The organism is Sphingomonas trueperi, assembly GCF_040545965.1.
GTDB lineage: Bacteria > Pseudomonadota > Alphaproteobacteria > Sphingomonadales > Sphingomonadaceae > Sphingomonas > Sphingomonas trueperi_C.
Map to the genome: position 1 here is coordinate 96,069 of NZ_JBEPMV010000002.1, position 16,562 is coordinate 112,630.

Below are 16,562 nucleotides of genomic sequence, written 5' to 3' on the forward strand. Positions count from 1 at the left end.
TCTAGGGTCCGCGCCGCTTCGCTGTCCGCTTCTCAAGATTTCAGGAACCTCATGACTGCTCCGACCGTCCGCCGCATTCTTCTCAAGCTGTCGGGGGAGGTCCTGATGGGCCAGGGCCAGTTCGGCATCGATCCTGAGACCTGCGAGCGCGTCGCGCTCGAGGTGAAGGAGGCCAAGGAAAGCGGCCTCGAAATCTGCATGACCGTCGGCGGCGGCAACATCTTCCGCGGCATCGCCGGGGCGGCGCAAGGCTTCGACCGTGCCAGCGCCGACTATATGGGCATGCTCGCCACGGTGATGAACGCGCTCGCGATGCAGAACGCGCTCGAAAAGGTGGGCGTCGAGACCCGCGTCCAGTCCGCCATCCCGATGGCCAGCGTGTGCGAGCCCTATATCCGCCGTCGTGCCGAGCGGCACATGGAGAAGGGCCGCGTCGTGCTGTTCGCTGCGGGCACCGGCCTGCCGTTCTTCACCACCGACACCACCGCCGCGCTGCGCGCCGCCGAGATGAAGTGCGACGCGCTGTTCAAGGGCACCTCGGTCGACGGCGTGTACGACGCCGATCCCAAGAAGGTGCCGACGGCGAAGCGCTACGACACGCTCAGCTACGACCGCGTCCTTGCCGACAATCTGAAGGTGATGGACGCCTCCGCCGTGGCGCTGTGCCGCGACAACCATATTCCGATCGTGGTGTTCAACATCCGCGGCGAGGGCAATCTCGCTTCGGTGCTCCGGGGCGAGGGGACTTCCACCATCGTCCAGGATGCGGACGCCGCGTAACCCACCGCAACCACGCTTCAAGGAAAGCCGAAAATGGCCGCATATGACAAGGCAGATCTCGAGCGCCGCATGGCCGGCGCCGTGGAATCGCTCAAGCACGATCTGACCGGTCTCCGCACCGGCCGCGCCTCGACCACGCTGCTCGATCCGGTGACCGTCGAGGTCTATGGCTCGCACATGCCGATCACCCAGGTGGCGACCGTCTCGGCGCCCGAGCCGCGCATGCTGTCGGTGCAGGTGTGGGACAAGTCGAACGTCGGCCCCGTCGACAAGGCGATCCGCTCGGCCGGTCTCGGCCTCAACCCGATCGTCGACGGCCAGACGCTGCGCCTGCCGATCCCGGACCTGACCGAGGAGCGCCGCAAGGAGCTCGCCAAGCTCGCCAACCAGTACGCCGAAAAGGCCCGCATCGCCGCGCGCAACGTGCGCCGCGACGGCATGGACAGCCTGAAGACCGACGAGAAGAAGGGCGTGTTCGGCGAGGACGAGCGCAAGCGCCACGAGACAGAGGTCCAGAAGATCACCGACGCGACGATCGCCGAGATCGATGCGGCAGCGGCTGCCAAGGAAAAGGAAATCCTGGGCAAGTGATCCGCCCCGGAGCTTCTGGTGCGGCCGAAAGGGCAGGGCGCGGTGGCCGTTAAGCTGGCCTCCGCTTCGGGCGGCGAGACCCCGCCGCCCCGCCATGTCGCGATCATCATGGACGGCAACGGGCGCTGGGCGAAGAAGCGCTTGCTGCCGCGCGTCGCTGGCCATCGCCAGGGTGTGGAGGCGGTGCGCCGCGTCGCGCGTGCGGCGCGGTCGCTCGGCATCGAGGTGCTGACACTCTACGCCTTCTCGTCCGAGAACTGGCGGCGCCCGGAAGAGGAAGTCGGCGCATTGATGGGGCTGCTGCGGCAGTTCCTCGAACGCGAGCTCGACCAGATCGTATCGGACGGCGTCAAGCTGCGGGTGATCGGCGGCTGGCGCGAGCTCTCGCCCGATCTGGTCACGATGATCGAGGCGGCGATCGCGCGGACCGCGGTCAATACCGGGCCCACGCTGGTGCTGGCGCTCAACTATGGCGCACAGGCCGAACTGCTGGCCGCCACGCGGCGGCTGGCCGAGCAGGCACGCGACGGCACGCTCGATCCGGCCACGATCGACGAGGCGCGGTTCGAGAGCGAGCTGGAGACGGCAGGCTTGCCCCCGCTCGACCTGATGATCCGCACCTCCGGCGAGCAGCGGCTTTCCAATTTCCTGCTGTGGCAGGCGGCCTATGCCGAACTGCTGTTCGTCGACACGCTATGGCCCGACTTCGACGAGCGCGCGCTGGCCGACGCGCTGGCCCAGTTCGGGCGACGCCAGCGGCGCTTCGGGGGCCTGTGAGCAAGAATTCCGATCTTCCGAAACGTGCCGTCGTCGGGCTCGCGCTGGTCGGGCTCGCGCTCGCCGCCTTGTGGGCGGGCGGCTGGGGCTTCTGGCTGGTCATCACCGGGGCGGCGGTGCTGATGATTGGCGAATGGGCAACCTTGGCGGGGGACGAGAGCAAGCGTCGCCTCACCCAATATGTGATGATGGTGCCGCTGGCGATCCTGAGCCCGGCCGCCGCCGGCCCGGGGTTCCTGGCGCTGGGCCTGATCTTCGGCGCTTTCTTCTTCGTCGCGATCGTGACGCGGAACGGCAAGCTGGCGGCGGGGCAGATCTATGTCGGGCTCCCGGTGCTCGCGCTGCTGCTGCTCCGCGACCATCCGCAAGGCTTCGCCGCGACATTGTGGACGATGGCGATCGTCTGGGTGTGCGACAGCGGCGCCTATTTTGCCGGGCGCGCGATCGGTGGGCCCAAGCTTGCGCCCTCGATCAGCCCGAACAAGACCTGGGCGGGGCTGATCGGCGGGCTGGTCGCTGCAATCCTGTTCTCTGCCACCTTCGTCGCGGCGGCGCCGGGCACGGCGATCGGCTGGTGGCTGGTGGCGGTATCGCCGCTTGTCGCCTTTGCCTCGCAGATCGGCGATCTCTACGAGAGCCATCTCAAGCGCGTCGCCGGCGTGAAGGATTCGAGCAATTTGCTGCCGGGCCATGGCGGCATTCTCGACCGGCTCGACGGGCTGGTGTTCGCGGCCCCGGTTGCAGCTTTGTTTTTTGCGATCCATCATCAGGTGGTTGTGGGAGGATACTGGTGGTGAAGCGCGTAACGGTGTTGGGGGCGACCGGCTCGGTCGGCACCTCGACGCTGGATTTGATCGAACGACATCCGCACGTCTTCGAAGTTGTGGCGCTGACCGCAAACTGTGATGTCGAGAAGCTCGCCGCGGCGGCGATCCGCACTCGCGCGCGCTGCGCCGTGGTCGCCGACGAGACGTGTCTGCCGGCGCTGCAGGAGCGGCTGGCCGGCAGCGGCGTCGAGGCGATGGGCGGGGCGCATTCGGTATGCGACGTGGCGCGCATGGGCGCCGACTGGACGATGGCGGCGATCGTCGGCAGCGCAGGGCTCAAGCCGGTGATGGCCGCGCTGGAGGCAGGCGGCACGGTCGCGCTGGCGAACAAGGAATCGCTCGTCTCGGCGGGTGAGGTGATGATGGCGGCGGCGCGTGCGTACGGCGCGACGCTGCTGCCGGTCGATTCGGAGCACAATGCCGTGTTCCAGTGCCTCGATCGCACGGCGCCCAGGGGCGTCCGCCGGATCATCCTCACCGCCAGCGGCGGGCCGTTCCGTGGGACGCCGAAGGAAGCGATGCGCGACATCACGCCCGCACAGGCGGTGGCGCATCCCAACTGGTCGATGGGCGCCAAGATCTCGGTCGATTCGGCGACGATGATGAACAAGGGGCTCGAGCTGATCGAGGCCTTCCACCTGTTTCCGGTCGCCGCCGAGCAGCTGGCGGTGCTGGTCCACGCCCAATCGGTCGTCCACTCGATGGTGGAATATGTCGACGGGTCGGTGCTGGCCCAGCTCGGCACGCCCGACATGCGCACCCCGATCGCCTATGCACTGGCCTGGCCCGAGCGGATGGAGACGCCGTGCCCGCCGCTCGATCTTGCCGCAGTGGGCAAGCTGGAGTTCGAAAATCCCGATCTCGACCGCTTCCCGGCGCTCGCGCTAGCGATGGAGGCATTGAAGGCAGGCGGGGCGCGTCCGGCGATCCTCAACGCGGCCAACGAAGTCGCCGTCGCGGCCTTTCTCGCTGGGCGGATCGGATTTCTTGAAATTGCCGCAATCTCTGCCGATACGCTGTCGCGCTACGACCCGGCCGCGCCGGAAACGCTCGACGCCGTGCTGGCGATCGATGAGGAGGCGCGGCTTTATGCGGCTGAGCGAGTGAAGGACTGCGTCGCTTGATCCAATCCCCCGGCATCCTGCTCACCATTCTGGCGTTCGCGCTGGTGATCGGGCCGCTCGTGTTCCTGCACGAGCTGGGCCATTATCTGGCGGGCCGCCTCTTCGGGGTGAAGGCCGAGGAATTCTCGATCGGCTTCGGCCGCGAGATCGCCGGCATCACCGATCGCCGCGGCACGCGCTGGAAGTTCAGCCTGTTGCCGCTGGGAGGCTATGTCCGCTTCGCCGGCGACATGAACCCGGCGAGCCGGCCTTCGCCCGAATGGCTGCAGCTGCCGGCGAGCGAGCGCGCCAAGACCTTCCAGGCCAAGCCGCTGTGGCAGCGCGCGATCATCGTCGCCGCCGGCCCGATCATGAACTTCCTGGTCGCGATCGTCATCCTCTCGGCCTTCGCCTTCATGTTCGGCGAGAACCGCACGCCGTCGGTGATCGGCACGGTGATCCAGGGCAGCGCCGCCGCTAAGGCCGGCCTGCAGCCCGGGGACCGCATCACCGGCCTGGGTGGCCGCACGGTCGAGACCTATGCCGACATGGTGCAGTTCACCCAGTTGCGGCCGAACGAACCCGTACGGGTCGATTTCGTCCGTGGCGGCTCGGCGCGCAGCGTCGACGCGGTGATCGGCACCCGGCTGGAGCGCGATCGCTTCGGCAACGAATACAAGATCGGCCAGCTCGGTATCGGCGCGGCGGGTTCGACCCAGGTGCCGGTGGGGTTGCTCGAAGCGCCGCTGGTGGGCCTGCGCACGACGGCCGACATCGTCCGCATGACGGTGGACGGGCTGGGCCAGATCATCACCGGCCGCCGCTCGGTTGCCGAGCTGGGCGGGCCGCTCAAGATCGCCCAGGTTTCGGGCGAACGACTCTCCATGGGACCGATCGAGTTCGCGTTTCTGATCGCGCTCGTTTCCATTAATCTGGGATTCATCAACCTGTTGCCAGTTCCGGTACTGGATGGTGGTCATCTCCTGTTCTACGCCGTCGAGGCGGTCCGCCGGCGCCCGGTGGAGCCGCAGGTGATGGAATGGGCGTTTCGGGGCGGCATGCTCGCGATCCTCGCGCTGATGCTGTTCGTGACGCTCAACGATCTGGGCGCTTTCGGTGTGTGGAGACATCTGGCCGGCTTGATCGGTTGAGGGGGTTCGTGCAGGGCGGCAATATGCCGCGCGCGTTCCGGCAATATTTGGATTCCGACTGGGGTGGGATGGTGACTGCGATCAAGGCAAGCAATTTGGGCGCGCGGGCGACGGCTACGCTGTTGGCAGGGACGATCCTGTCGGGCGTGGTAGCGCCGGCAGAGGCGCAGACCGCGGCAAAGCCCGCGGCGCCGGCGACCCAGCCTCAGGCTGCACCCGCTCCGGCGACGCCGGCGGTGGTGCGGACGATCAAGTCGCTGCGGGTGGAAGGCTCGCAGCGCATCGAGCCGGAGACGGTGCTCAGCTACACGCGCCTGCGCGTGGGCGACAGCTATACGGCGGAGACCATCGACCAGGCGATCAAGGACCTGCTCGCCTCGGAACTGCTCGCCGACGTGGCGATCGAGGGTCTCGACGACGGCAACCTAGTGCTCCGCATCCGCGAGAACCCGGTGATCAACCGCGTCGTCTTCGAAGGCAACAAGCGCCTCAAGCAGGACAAGATCGACAAGGAGATCAAGCTCAAGCCGCGCCAGATCTTCACGCGCACCGCGGTGCGTGCGGACATCGCTCGCATCGTCGAGCTGTATCGCCGCCAGGGCCGCTTCGCCGCGCGCATCGAGCCGAAGATGGTCAGCCTCGACCAGAACCGTGTCGACGTGATCTTCGAGATCCACGAGGGCGCGAAGTCGAAGGTCCGCCAGATCAACATCATCGGCAACGAGGTGTTCGGCGACAAGAAGCTGCGCGCGCAGATGGCGACCAAGGTCGCCAGCTTCTCGCACTTCCTCAGCTCGAACACGTCGTACGACCAGGATCGCCTGGCCTATGACCAGCAGAAGCTGCGCCAGTTCTACCTGACCGAAGGCTATGCCGACTTCCGCGTGATCTCGGCCGTGGCCGAGCTGACGCCGGACAAGAAGGACTTCATCATCACCTATGTGGTGGAAGAAGGCCCCCGCTACAAGTTCGGCCCGGTCACGGTCGACAGTGCGATCCGCGACTTCGACGACAAGAAGCTCGCCGCGGCGCTGCCGATCAAGGAAGGCCAGTGGTACAACGCCAAGGCCGTCGAGGACACGGTCGAGCAGCTGAGCGAGACCGCCGGCCTGTTCGGCTATGCCTTTGCCGACGTTCGCCCCGACTTCCAGCGCAACAAGGATGCGCTGACGATGTCGATGAACTTCCACATCGGCGAGGCGAACCGCACCTATATCGAGCGCGTCGACATCACCGGCAATCGCCAGACGCAGGACAAGGTGATCCGCCGCGAAATGCGCGTGGCTGAAGGCGATGCCTTCAACACCTTCCTGGTCAAGCGCTCGCAGGACCGCATCAACAGCCTGGGCTATTTCCAGGACAAGTTCGAGATCGAGCGCAAGGAAGGCTCGGCGCCGGACCGCATCGTCCTGGCCGCGAACGTTGAAGAGAAGCCGAACGGCGAATTGACCCTGTCCGCCGGCTTCTCGAGCCTGGAGCGCTTCATCCTCCAGGCCTCGATCCGCCAGCGCAACTTCCGCGGCATGGGCCAGACCGCGAGCATCTCGGCGGACTATTCGAGCTATTCGAAGTCGGTGGAACTTGGCTTCACCGAGCCGTATCTGTTCGACAGTAACATCGCGCTGGGCGCGACGATCTTCCGCCGCGATTACAACTCGTTCAACTATCTGGGCACGACCCGCAACACGACCTACCAGCAGGTCTCGACCGGCTTCCAGCTCGTGGCGGGCCTGCCGCTCACCGAATATTGGACGCTGTCGGCACGCTATTATCTGTCGAAGGACGACGTCACGCTCGACCAGTCGACCTTCTACACCGACGGCAAGTGCGATCCGTTCCTAGCCGGTCGCTATTATTGCGAAGCGGTGGGCAATCGTCTGACCTCGCTGGTCGGCGTGTCGCTAATCTATGACAGCCTCAACAGCCGCCTGCGGCCGACGCGTGGCCAGCGCGTGTCGGTGGGCGTGGACGTGGCCGGCCTCGGTGGCGACGTCCACTATGTTCGTGGTCGCATCGACGGCGCGAAATATTGGGGCCTGGGCAGCGGTTTCGTGTTCTCGCTCACCGGCGAAGGCGGCGCGATCAAGAGCCTCGACGGCAGCGAAGTCCGGATCACCGATCGCTTCTATCTGGGCGAGCCGCAGTTCCGCGGCTTCGACATTCGCGGCGTCGGTCCGCGCGTGCAGCGTTACCAATATACCGGTGACCCGGCGACGGGGACGCAGACAGTCATCACCAGCCGCGACCAGATTGTCGACGACGCACTGGGCGGCAAGGCTTACTATCTTACCAAGGCAGAACTTGAGCTCCCGCTGGGTTCGGGTGCGGCGGAACTGGGCCTACGTCCGTCGATCTACGTCCAGATGGGTTCGTTGTTCTCGATCCGCCGGCCTGCGGTCAACGGCTATTTCCCGCCGTACATTGACCCGACAACCGGCAAGCAGGGAGTCAACAATGATGCGCTTAACTCGCCGTCGGTGACGCCGCGGCCGTTGAACGACAGCGCAGGCAATCCGCTCTATACCGTGACGAGCGGCGATCAGCTGGGCAACTATACGACCTGCACGATCGGTTATGCGGCCGCGGCAGGTCAGCCCTGCGTCGGCACCTCGATCAATACCCGCGCGCTCAACCAGAGCGGGCTGTTCTACGAACAGTATCGCGGGAGCACCGCCGCGCCGCGCATTTCCGTCGGTTTCGGCGTAAACTGGAATTCGCCCTTCGGCCCGTTGCGTATCGACGTCGCCAAGGCGCTGGTCAGCCAGCCGGGCGACGACAAGAAGCTTGTTACTTTCAACGTAGGGACTCAGTTCTAATGATGAAGAACCGTGTATTCGCGGCGGCGCTTGCCGCCTCCGCGGCGATGGCTGTTGCCGCGCCGGCGTCGGCGCAGGTCGCCGGTATCGCCACGATCAATACGATCGAGGCGATTACCCGCGCGAAGGCGTTCACCACTGCCGAGACGCAGCTGGACACCACCTTCAAGCCGGTGCGTGACCAGATCCAGGCGCGCCAGACCAAGTTCCAAACCGACGCGCGGGCGCTGATCGCGACGATCGACACCAACAAGGACGGCCAGGTCTCGGAAGCCGAAGAGCAGGCCGCAGCGGCCCGCAAGGATCCGAACTACACCCAGCTCATGACGCTGCAGAACCAGGCGAACGAGGAAATCCAGAAGCTGCAGACCCCGTCGATCCTGGCGGAACTGTTCGCGTTCGAGAAGATTCTGGCGCTCTATGACGCGGCGCAGATCTCGGTCGTCAATGCCCGCAAGATCAACGTGATCCTTCAGCCGGAGGCGATCGTCTATGCACCGGACGCCGTCGACGTCACCGACGCGGTCGTCGCCGAGCTGGACAAGACGCCGACCGTTGCGATCACGCCGCCGGCCAACTGGCAGCCGCAGCAGCGCACCGTGCAGTTCCAGCAGCAGGTGAACGAGCTGAAGCGTCGCGCCTATCAGCTCGCCGCCGCCCGCGCGCAGCAGCAACAGCAGCAGGGTGCCGCCGCGGCGCCGGGTGCCGCTCGTCCGGCCGCAGCGCCCGCGACCAAGCCGGCCAAGCCCGAACCGCGGTGAGCGGGGAAGCGCAGGGGGGCAGCAACATCGGTCCGCTCGATATCGGGCGGGTGATGGCAGCGCTGCCCCATCGCTTTCCGATGCTGCTGGTCGACCGGGTCGAGGAGCTGATCCTCGACCAGTCGATCGTGGCGGTGAAGGCGGTGACGATCAACGAAAGCTTCTTCCAGGGCCATTTCCCCGGCCGTCCTATCATGCCGGGCGTTCTCACCGTCGAGGCGCTCGCCCAGGCGGCGGGCGTGCTGGCGGTAGAGTCGCTCGGGCTCGCCGGCTCGGGGAAGCTCGTCTACTTCATGGCGATCGACAACGTGAAGTTCCGCAAGCCGGTGGAGCCGGGCGTGCTGCTCAAGCTCCAAGTCGAATTCGTGCAGAAGCGTTCGCGCGTCTGCAAATTCGCCGGCAAGGCGCTGATCGACGGCGAACTGGCGGCGGAATGTGAATTCACCGCGATGATCGCCGATCCGCCCAGCGCCTGAGCAGGGCAGGGCCGGACCATGGACGCATTGACCTGGTTCGGCCTGTTCGCGGTGACGGCGATGCTCGTCACCTACGCGCTGGAGGCGCGCTCGACCTGGTGGGTGCTCTGCTTTGCCGGCGCCTGCCTGCTCGGTTCGGCCTACGGGTTCCTTCAGGGAGCCTGGCCGTTCGGGCTGGTGGAGGCGATCTGGTCGCTGGTCGCGCTCCGCCGCTGGTGGGGCATACGGCAATGAGGTTGCGTTGGCGCCTGGGCTCTGCTAGGCGCGCGCGTCCGCTGCCGGTCGGAAACCGGCGGCTTTTTCCAAGGAATTCGATGTGAAGCAGAACACCCACCCCGATTACCACATGATCAAGGTGCAGATGACCGACGGCACCGTGTACGAGACGCGCTCCACTTGGGGCAAGGAAGGCGATCTCATGCAGCTCGAGATCGATCCGCTCGCGCACCCGGCCTGGACCGGCGGTCGCGGTCAGCTGCTCGACCAGGGTGGCCAGGTCGCGCGCTTCAACAAGCGCTTCGGCGGCCTCACGCTCGGCAAGAAGTAAGTCATCAATGCCGGGCGAGGACGCCCGGCCGATGGTTTTCGAAAGGGCTTCCTTCGCACGATCGTGCGGGGAAGCCTTTTTCGTTTCTGGGGCGGGGAGTGCCGCGAAGGGCATTGCGGTCGCTCCCGCAGCGTCTGATTGGGCTGCCGCCACGTCGGCGATCCGCGTTGCCACCGATTTTGTCCGTTGCTGCGCTGGCGCATCCTGCCGGAAGTGGAAATTCGCCCGCTGCCAGCCTGATCAATTGCCATGAAATTGATCAGATCTTGCTCGCTTTCCGTGTAGTGAGCGACTCCGCTGCCGCTCCTGATATGCCGTCGCAAGACCAGATGCGTTTGGTTCGGTGACGCGCACGGTGCCGCGCAAGCCTTTGAGCCGCAAGCGCGATATGTGTTTTTGCACGTGATGCAAAAAAACGATTGTTTAAAGCATTTATTGATACCAATTTGTGCAAACGTTGGATTAATTCGCGACGTTTTGAGACTTTCAGAAATGGATCTCCGCTGAGGTAGCGGCGCCCTTGGCTTTGGGGGCAATCGCATTGGAGGTGTCATGTGGTTGATGCGCAATGACTCCCTGTAGGTCGCTTGCACACCGCTGGGCGCGTGGTCGGCTCAAGGCTCGCGAGCGCGCATGACCGCCGCCGTCTCGCACGCCCTGTTGACCATCGCTGCTGATTTCGGCGCCGCAATCGACATCCATCAACTTTGCGAGCGCTTCAGCGCCGCGGTTGCAAGCGTAGGGAACTTCCATTTCGCTCTGGGGCGTTTCGGGTCCAACATGCTTCGCGCCGAAGAAGTGATCTTCGTGCACTATCCCGAAGCCTGGCAGCGCCATTACCACGCCAACGACTATATCAAGATCGATCCCACGATCCGCGCGATCGCGCATCGGGACATACCCTATAGCTGGGCGGAACTCGGCAACCTCGACGCCGCCCAACGCCGCCTGCTCGACGAAGCGCGGGCCTTCGGCGTGGTGACGGGGTTCACGGTGCCGATCCACATGACGGACGGGACGACCTTCGTGGCGAGCTTCGGCGCAGGCGACGCCGACGCGCTCCACCGCGCGCGCCCGTTCCTGAGCATGATTTCCGCGCAGTTTCTCGAACGCTACAAGGCGCTTGCCGGCGCATCCAAATCCCCGATCCGCCTGACCCCGCGCGAACGCGATTGCATGACCTGGACCGCGCGCGGCAAGAGCGCCTGGGAAATCGGAATGCTGCTCGGTATCAGCGAGAACACGGTCAATTTCCACGTTAAGAATGCTTGCGCCAAGCTCGGCAGCAATGGCCGCATGCTGGCGGTGGTCAGCGCGATCATGCTGGGTGTGATCTCGCCCTGACTGCGGCCAGCGCGGGGGGCTGGGCCTATGCCAGCTAACGAACTCGACGCGGTTCCGTCGTCGGCAGCAAACCCCAGCGCTCCAGCGCAAGGGTGGCATTTTCCATTCCCTGCTCCGCCTGGAGGAGGCCGCCCAGCCGCGCCGCCGCCGCGCGCACATGCTCCTGCGCCGCCAGCGACATCGCATCGGCAAGGTCCTGCGCGGTCATCGTCCGCCGATCGAGCAGCACCGGGTTCACCCCGGCGCGCTTGAGCCGCCACGCCCAGAAGAACTGGTCGGCCAGGAACGGCACGACGACCTGCGGCAGCCCGGCCCGAGTCGCCGCCGCCGTCGTACCGGCGCCGCCGTGATGCACCGCCAGCGCCACCCGCGGGAACAGCCAGTCATGGGGCGCCTCCTTGAGGAAGAACACGTCCGGCGCCGCTTCCGCCGACTCCAGCGCCCCCCAGCCGGTCGCGATGATCGCGCGCCGGCCGGTCTGCCGCACGGCGTCGAGGATCAGCCGGGTGAAGCGCTGCTGGTCGCCGCCAAGCATGCTGCCGAACCCGACATAGAGGGGCGGCGGCCCGGCATCTAGAAAGTCTTGGAGCGCCTGGGGCGGCGTCCAGTCGCGCCCCTGGTCGAGCGACCAGAAGCCGACCACCGCCGCCCGCCCCGGCGACCAGTCCGCGGGTTGGGGCTGGAGATGCCTGCTGAACGCGTAGAGAATGGGTTGCGGCCGCACTCGCTGCTCGCGTTCGTACCAGGGGCCGAGGAGCGGGAAGGGGCGGAGTCCCAGCGTTTCGCGGAGCGAGTTGGAGGGTCGCGCCAAGATCCGCCACATCGCGATGCGCAGCGCGTGCGACAGGGCGAGGTTGGCGGCGGCGGGCATTTGCATGCCGGGCAGCGGCCAGATTGGCGCCATGTGCCGGGACGGGGTCAGCGGCATGAACTGGGCCTGCACGAACGGCACGCCGAGCCGTTCCGCCACCGCGGCGCCCAGGATCGTGCCCGAGCCCGAGCCGAGCACGAGATCGGCGCCGCGCGCCGCCTCCATGCCCTGCCGCGCCCATTGCGGCACCCATCGCATCATGGTGGACGCGACGGTGCCCGCCATCTTCAGCTGGTTTCCGCTCTCCATCAGCGCCCGCTCGCGCGCCATCAGCGCCGCATAGTCCGATTCGAGAGGGGCAATCCGCATCCCCAGTTGCTCGACGATGCCCCGATGACGATCGCTCGTGGCTATCGTTACGCCATGGCCCTGCCCCTGGAGGTGGCGGCCGAAGGCGACGAAGGGCCGCACATCGCCATGCGTGCCGATGGTGAAGATAGCGATACGCATGTCGTTTCTCCGTCGCCGTGCCGCTGCGGTGCGCTAGGGCCGTTCGGCCTCTACCAGCACGGCATCTCGCGCCAGCGCATCGAGGTGCCGGGTGATGATGCCGCCGATCCGGGCCGCATGGGCGGGCAGCATCATATCCTGATGCCGGCAATCGACCTCGTGGATGGTGAGCAGGCCCGCCAGATGGCTGCCCCATACGGTGGGGCTGTCATGGATCACCGCACCCGCCCCGTCACCGCCGCGCAGGGCGGCGCGGAGGAACAGCGCATCGGTATCGGCATGGCCGGGCCGGTAGCGCCGCGCCAAGCCGAGATTGTGCACGGTCACGGCGCGGAGACGCTCGATGAACGCGGGCACGTCGCCGATTTCCTGCCCCAGCGTGGCCGGCAGGTCGCCCATGTCGATCGCAGCGGCGATCAGCTCGACCAGCGCATCCGTCGTCTCCGGCATCGGCGCGCCCGGATCGGGCTGCAGCTTCAGGAAATCCAGCGCGGCACGGATGAGCACCGTCTCTTCCATGTCTTCGGGATCCGCCTCCGTGCCGAGGAAGGGATAGGAATCGAGCAGCGCGAGCAGCGCCACCGCTTCGCCCGCGCTGCGCAGGCGGGCGGCGATGCCATGGGCGATCAATCCGCCCATCGACCAGCCGATCAGGTGATAGGGGCCGGCCGGCTGCACCGCGCGGATCTGCTCGAGATAGATGTCGACCAGGGCTTCGATCGAGGCCGGACGGGCATCGCCCTGGAGCAGCCCGATATCCTGGAGCGCATAGACCGGGTGACGCTGGGGCAGGTGCGGCGCCAAGGTGGCGAAGCTCCACCCCACGCCCAGCACTGGGTGGAGGCAGAACAAGGGCGCGGCATCGCCGCCGCTGCGGAGCGGCAGCACCACATCGAGGAAGCCGGAGCCTTGCGCGCTGCCCTCGAACAGCGGCGCGAGGCCCGCGATGGTGGGTTCGGTGAACAGATGGCCGATCGAGAGATCGGCGCCCAGATCGGCCAGTGCCGTCACGAGGTGCACCGCGCTCAGGCTGTCGCCGCCGAGATCGAAGAAATTGTCGTGGACGCCGATCTCCTCCACCCCCAGCACCGATCGCCAGATCTGCGCGAGCATGATCTCGGTGGGGGTGCGCGGCTGCACCGCGGCGCGGCTCTCGGCCACTTCCTGCATCCCCGGGCGGGGCAGCGCGCGGCGATCCAGCTTGCCGTTCGGCGTCCGGGGCAGCGCCTCGAGATACTGGAAGCGCGACGGGATCATCTGCGGCAGCAGCATCGTCGAGAGCGCGCGGCGCAGCTTCGCGGGGTCGGCGGGCGGATGGCCTTCGGCGGCGACGAGATAGGCGACCAGCATCGCCCCGTCGTTCCCGCGTTCCAGCACGACGGCGGCCTGTTCGATCCCGTTCAGCCGGAGCAGCGCGGATTCGATCTCCGCCGGCTCGGCGCGGACGCCCTTGATCTTTATCTGATCGTCGTTGCGGCCGAGCGTGCGCACCACGCCGTCCACCTCGCGCACGGCGCGATCGCCGGTGCGGTACAGCCGAGCACCCGCCTCGTTGCGGTAGCGATCGGGCGGGAAGCGTTCGGCCGTCAGCACGGGCTGGCCGAGATAGCCGGTCGCGACACCGCTGCCGCCGATCGCCAGCTCGCCGATCACGCCGTCGGGCAACTGAATGCCATAAGCATCGACGATGTGCAGCTGGGTGTTGGCGAGCGGATATCCGATCGCCGGGAGCACCAGGTCCGCCGCGCCGATCTGCTGCGCCGTCGACCAGATCGTCGTCTCGGTCGGGCCGTAGAGGTTGAACACCGCGCGCCCGAGGCCCAGCAGCCGCTCGGCCAGCTGACCGGACAGGACCTCGCCGCCGGTCAGCAGCAGCAGCCCGCGCAGTGCCTCGCCCTGGCCGGCACCGAGGATGGCCTGCCACATGGTGGGGGTCGCCTGCAGCGCGGTCACACCGTGGCGTGCGATCGCCGCCGCCAGTTGCTTGGGGTCGCCCGCCTCCTCGCGGGTGGCGACGACGACCGTCGCGCCGGCGACCAGCGGTAGCAGCAGTTCGAGCACCGCGATGTCGAAGGTCACCGTGGTGATCGCCAGCAGGCGCTCGTCGGGCGCAATCGACAGAATTTCCTGCATCGATAGCAGCAGGTTGCGGATATTGGCGTGCGAGACGACGACGCCCTTCGGCCTCCCCGTGGTGCCCGAGGTATAGGTGACGTAGGCGGTCCCGGCGGGGACTCGCGGGGCCGGATCGGCAATGCCGCCATGGAGCAGGCCGGCCTCGCCGGCGCGTGCCAGCACCAGCCGCGGGGCGGCGATCGGCAGCTCCATCTCGGCGTCGCACAGCACCAGCGAAGGCTGCGCGTCCTTCAGGATGGCGTGCAGGCGATCGACCGGGCCATGGCCGTTCAGCGGCAGCCAGGCGGCACCGCTCTCGGCAATCGCGAGCAGGGCGGTGACGAGCCGCCGATCGCGCGGCAGCGTCACCGCGACGAGGTGGCCGGGACCAATCCCCGCCGCCGCCAGCTGGTGTCGCAGGGCTTCGACATCGCTCGCGAGGCCGCGATAGCTCAGATCGCCCGCCGCATCGATCACCGCGGGTGCGTCGGGGCGATCCCCTGCCGTGCGGTGCATCAGTGCGTGCACGTCGTCGGTGGGCCAGGCGCGCTCGGCCGCGCGGACCTGCGCCGCCCAGCGCGCGCGCTCCTCGCCGCCGATCAGGTCGTGCGCGACCAAGGCGGCCTCCGGATCGTCGAGCACCGCGGACATCAACCGTTCGACCCGCGCGAGATGCGCGTCGAGCTCGCCATATGTATAAAGGCCCGGATTGGCGTCGAAATCCATCCTTATGCCCTTGCCGTCCTGCCGGTCGAACAGGAAAACGGTCAGGTCTTCCATCGCCCCGTTGCTCAGATTGTGGCTGCGCGCAGTGGCGACGCCGAAGCGCAGCGCATAATCGAACGGCTCGATGTTCACGCTGAACCGCGCGAGGTGCCGGTTGATCTCGTTGAAGCCCAGTTCGCGGCGCAGATCCTCGTAGCGGAATTGCTGGTGCCGCAACGCGCCTTGCAGCACGCGGCGGGACTGCGAAAGCAGATCGACGAAGCTGCTCTCGCGCACCGGCCGGAAGCGTAGCGCGACGACATTGGCGACCAGGCCGGGCACCTGGCGCAGGGTGCGGCTGCCGCGTCCGGTCATCGGCATGCCGACGACGAAATCCTCCTTGCCGGTCATGCGGAACAGATAGGCGGCGAGCATGGCGGTGAGGCCCTGCGGCAGCGTCGCACCGTGGCTGCGCACCAGCGCGCGCAATCGCTCGACCATCTCGGCCGGGATCGTCCAGGAACGCCGGATGAAGCCGCCATCGGCGCCCGAGGCGGCGGTGTTGCGGCGATCGAGCCGCATCGACAGCGTCGGCGCCTCGGGCACGTCACGCAGCTGCTCGACCCAATAGCTGCGATCGGTTTCGCGGCGGTCGGAGTCGCGATAGCTCTGCTCATGCTCGGCGAGCAGCGTGATCGGCAGGAAGCCGTGCGGCTCGGGCGCGCGGTTCTCGACGAAGGCCGTGTAGACCTCCGCAAGGCGCGCGGCGAGCATCCCGCCGGTAAATCCGTCGAGCGTGATATGGTGGCAGCATTGCAGCCACAGGTGGCGCTGCGGGGCGAGCTTGAGCAGCGCGCTGACCCACAGCGCATCTTGCTCGAGGTCGAGCTGCGCCAGGATGCGCGCGCGCATCCAGGCCTGTGCCGCCGCGTCCGGATCGGGTTCGCTGCTCACATCGACGAAGGGAAAGTTGGTACGTACCGAAGGCACCACCCGCTGCATCGGGCCTTCGGGGGTCTGGACGATCTGGATGCGGGTGGTTTCCGCTTCCTCGGACACCTGGGTGATCGCCGCCACGAACAGATCCGGATCGATGTCCCCCAGAATCTCGACCGCCTCGGCGATGTTGAAGGTGGAACCCGGCGGCGCGATCTGGCTGCCGATCCACAGGCCGCGTTGTGCGGTGGTCAGTGGCAATAGTTGCTCGGATCCATACTGCATCGCGTCGTCTCCCCCTTCATGCCCCAA

At 66.9% G+C, this 16,562-nt stretch carries 14 protein-coding genes; 12 read left to right on the forward strand and 2 right to left on the reverse strand.

Annotated features, from left to right (window positions below; all coding sequences use genetic code 11):
• Window positions 1-51: 51 nt before the first annotated feature.
• From pyrH to ABIC35_RS04365, 12 genes are all read left to right on the forward strand, one after another.
• Complete coding sequence (gene pyrH, locus ABIC35_RS04310; RefSeq protein WP_121076986.1) at window positions 52-780, forward strand: UMP kinase; 729 nt, start codon at window positions 52-54, stop codon at window positions 778-780.
• A gap of 33 nt (window positions 781-813) precedes the next feature.
• A complete protein-coding gene (frr, locus tag ABIC35_RS04315) occupies window positions 814-1,371 on the forward strand; it encodes a ribosome recycling factor (protein WP_121076988.1) in 558 nt (185 codons plus the stop codon).
• 108 nt (window positions 1,372-1,479) lie between these two features.
• Window positions 1,480-2,148: a polyprenyl diphosphate synthase gene (uppS, locus tag ABIC35_RS04320; RefSeq protein WP_436286773.1), complete on the forward strand. Its 669-nt coding sequence runs from the start codon at window positions 1,480-1,482 to the stop codon at window positions 2,146-2,148.
• Window positions 2,145-2,945 carry a phosphatidate cytidylyltransferase gene (locus tag ABIC35_RS04325; protein ID WP_183049374.1) on the forward strand — a complete coding sequence of 267 codons (801 nt, stop codon included), beginning with the start codon at window positions 2,145-2,147 and terminating at the stop codon, window positions 2,943-2,945. Before uppS ends, ABIC35_RS04325 begins: the two co-directional genes overlap by 4 nt.
• Window positions 2,942-4,099 (forward strand): 1-deoxy-D-xylulose-5-phosphate reductoisomerase, encoded by a 1,158-nt coding sequence (locus ABIC35_RS04330; RefSeq protein WP_121079368.1) that lies wholly within the window; start codon window positions 2,942-2,944, stop codon window positions 4,097-4,099. Before ABIC35_RS04325 ends, ABIC35_RS04330 begins: the two co-directional genes overlap by 4 nt.
• A complete protein-coding gene (locus ABIC35_RS04335; RefSeq protein WP_121076991.1) occupies window positions 4,096-5,229 on the forward strand; it encodes a M50 family metallopeptidase in 1,134 nt (377 codons plus the stop codon). The genes ABIC35_RS04330 and ABIC35_RS04335 overlap by 4 nt, the downstream gene beginning before the upstream one ends.
• 68 nt (window positions 5,230-5,297) lie before the next feature.
• A complete protein-coding gene (gene bamA, locus ABIC35_RS04340) occupies window positions 5,298-8,045 on the forward strand; it encodes an outer membrane protein assembly factor BamA (RefSeq protein ID WP_121076993.1) in 2,748 nt (915 codons plus the stop codon).
• The gene (locus ABIC35_RS04345) at window positions 8,045-8,806 is read left to right on the forward strand and encodes an OmpH family outer membrane protein (RefSeq protein ID WP_121076995.1); all 762 of its coding nucleotides are present in this window, start codon (window positions 8,045-8,047) and stop codon (window positions 8,804-8,806) included. Before bamA ends, ABIC35_RS04345 begins: the two co-directional genes overlap by 1 nt.
• Window positions 8,803-9,282 (forward strand): 3-hydroxyacyl-ACP dehydratase FabZ, encoded by a 480-nt coding sequence (fabZ, locus tag ABIC35_RS04350; protein ID WP_121076997.1) that lies wholly within the window; start codon window positions 8,803-8,805, stop codon window positions 9,280-9,282. Before ABIC35_RS04345 ends, fabZ begins: the two co-directional genes overlap by 4 nt.
• An 18-nt stretch (window positions 9,283-9,300) precedes the next feature.
• The gene (locus ABIC35_RS04355; RefSeq protein ID WP_121076999.1) at window positions 9,301-9,516 is read left to right on the forward strand and encodes a hypothetical protein; all 216 of its coding nucleotides are present in this window, start codon (window positions 9,301-9,303) and stop codon (window positions 9,514-9,516) included.
• Window positions 9,517-9,598: 82 nt separating this feature from the next.
• Window positions 9,599-9,829: a 50S ribosomal protein L31 gene (gene rpmE / locus ABIC35_RS04360; protein ID WP_064313046.1), complete on the forward strand. Its 231-nt coding sequence runs from the start codon at window positions 9,599-9,601 to the stop codon at window positions 9,827-9,829.
• Window positions 9,830-10,462: 633 nt separating this feature from the next.
• Window positions 10,463-11,173 carry an autoinducer binding domain-containing protein gene (locus tag ABIC35_RS04365; RefSeq protein ID WP_121077001.1) on the forward strand — a complete coding sequence of 237 codons (711 nt, stop codon included), beginning with the start codon at window positions 10,463-10,465 and terminating at the stop codon, window positions 11,171-11,173.
• A 34-nt stretch (window positions 11,174-11,207) separates the two neighbouring features.
• On the opposite strand, the gene ABIC35_RS04370 is transcribed toward ABIC35_RS04365, so the two are convergent.
• Window positions 11,208-12,494: a glycosyltransferase gene (locus ABIC35_RS04370; RefSeq protein ID WP_121077003.1), complete on the reverse strand. Its 1,287-nt coding sequence runs from the start codon at window positions 12,492-12,494 to the stop codon at window positions 11,208-11,210.
• Window positions 12,495-12,527: 33 nt separating this feature from the next.
• Window positions 12,528-16,535 carry a non-ribosomal peptide synthetase gene (locus tag ABIC35_RS04375; protein WP_121077005.1) on the reverse strand — a complete coding sequence of 1,336 codons (4,008 nt, stop codon included), beginning with the start codon at window positions 16,533-16,535 and terminating at the stop codon, window positions 12,528-12,530.
• Window positions 16,536-16,562: the final 27 nt, after the last annotated feature.

Coding starts and splice junctions, on each gene's coding strand:
- ABIC35_RS04375 (WP_121077005.1), bottom strand. CDS start 16,535: ATGCAGTATGGATCCGAGCAACTATTGCCACTGACCACCGCACAACGC.
- ABIC35_RS04370 (WP_121077003.1), bottom strand. CDS start 12,494: ATGCGTATCGCTATCTTCACCATCGGCACGCATGGCGATGTGCGGCCC.
- ABIC35_RS04365 (WP_121077001.1), top strand. CDS start 10,463: ATGACCGCCGCCGTCTCGCACGCCCTGTTGACCATCGCTGCTGATTTC.
- pyrH (WP_121076986.1), top strand. CDS start 52: ATGACTGCTCCGACCGTCCGCCGCATTCTTCTCAAGCTGTCGGGGGAG.
- uppS (WP_436286773.1), top strand. CDS start 1,480: ATGGACGGCAACGGGCGCTGGGCGAAGAAGCGCTTGCTGCCGCGCGTC.
- frr (WP_121076988.1), top strand. CDS start 814: ATGGCCGCATATGACAAGGCAGATCTCGAGCGCCGCATGGCCGGCGCC.
- ABIC35_RS04345 (WP_121076995.1), top strand. CDS start 8,045: ATGATGAAGAACCGTGTATTCGCGGCGGCGCTTGCCGCCTCCGCGGCG.
- ABIC35_RS04355 (WP_121076999.1), top strand. CDS start 9,301: ATGGACGCATTGACCTGGTTCGGCCTGTTCGCGGTGACGGCGATGCTC.
- bamA (WP_121076993.1), top strand. CDS start 5,298: ATGGTGACTGCGATCAAGGCAAGCAATTTGGGCGCGCGGGCGACGGCT.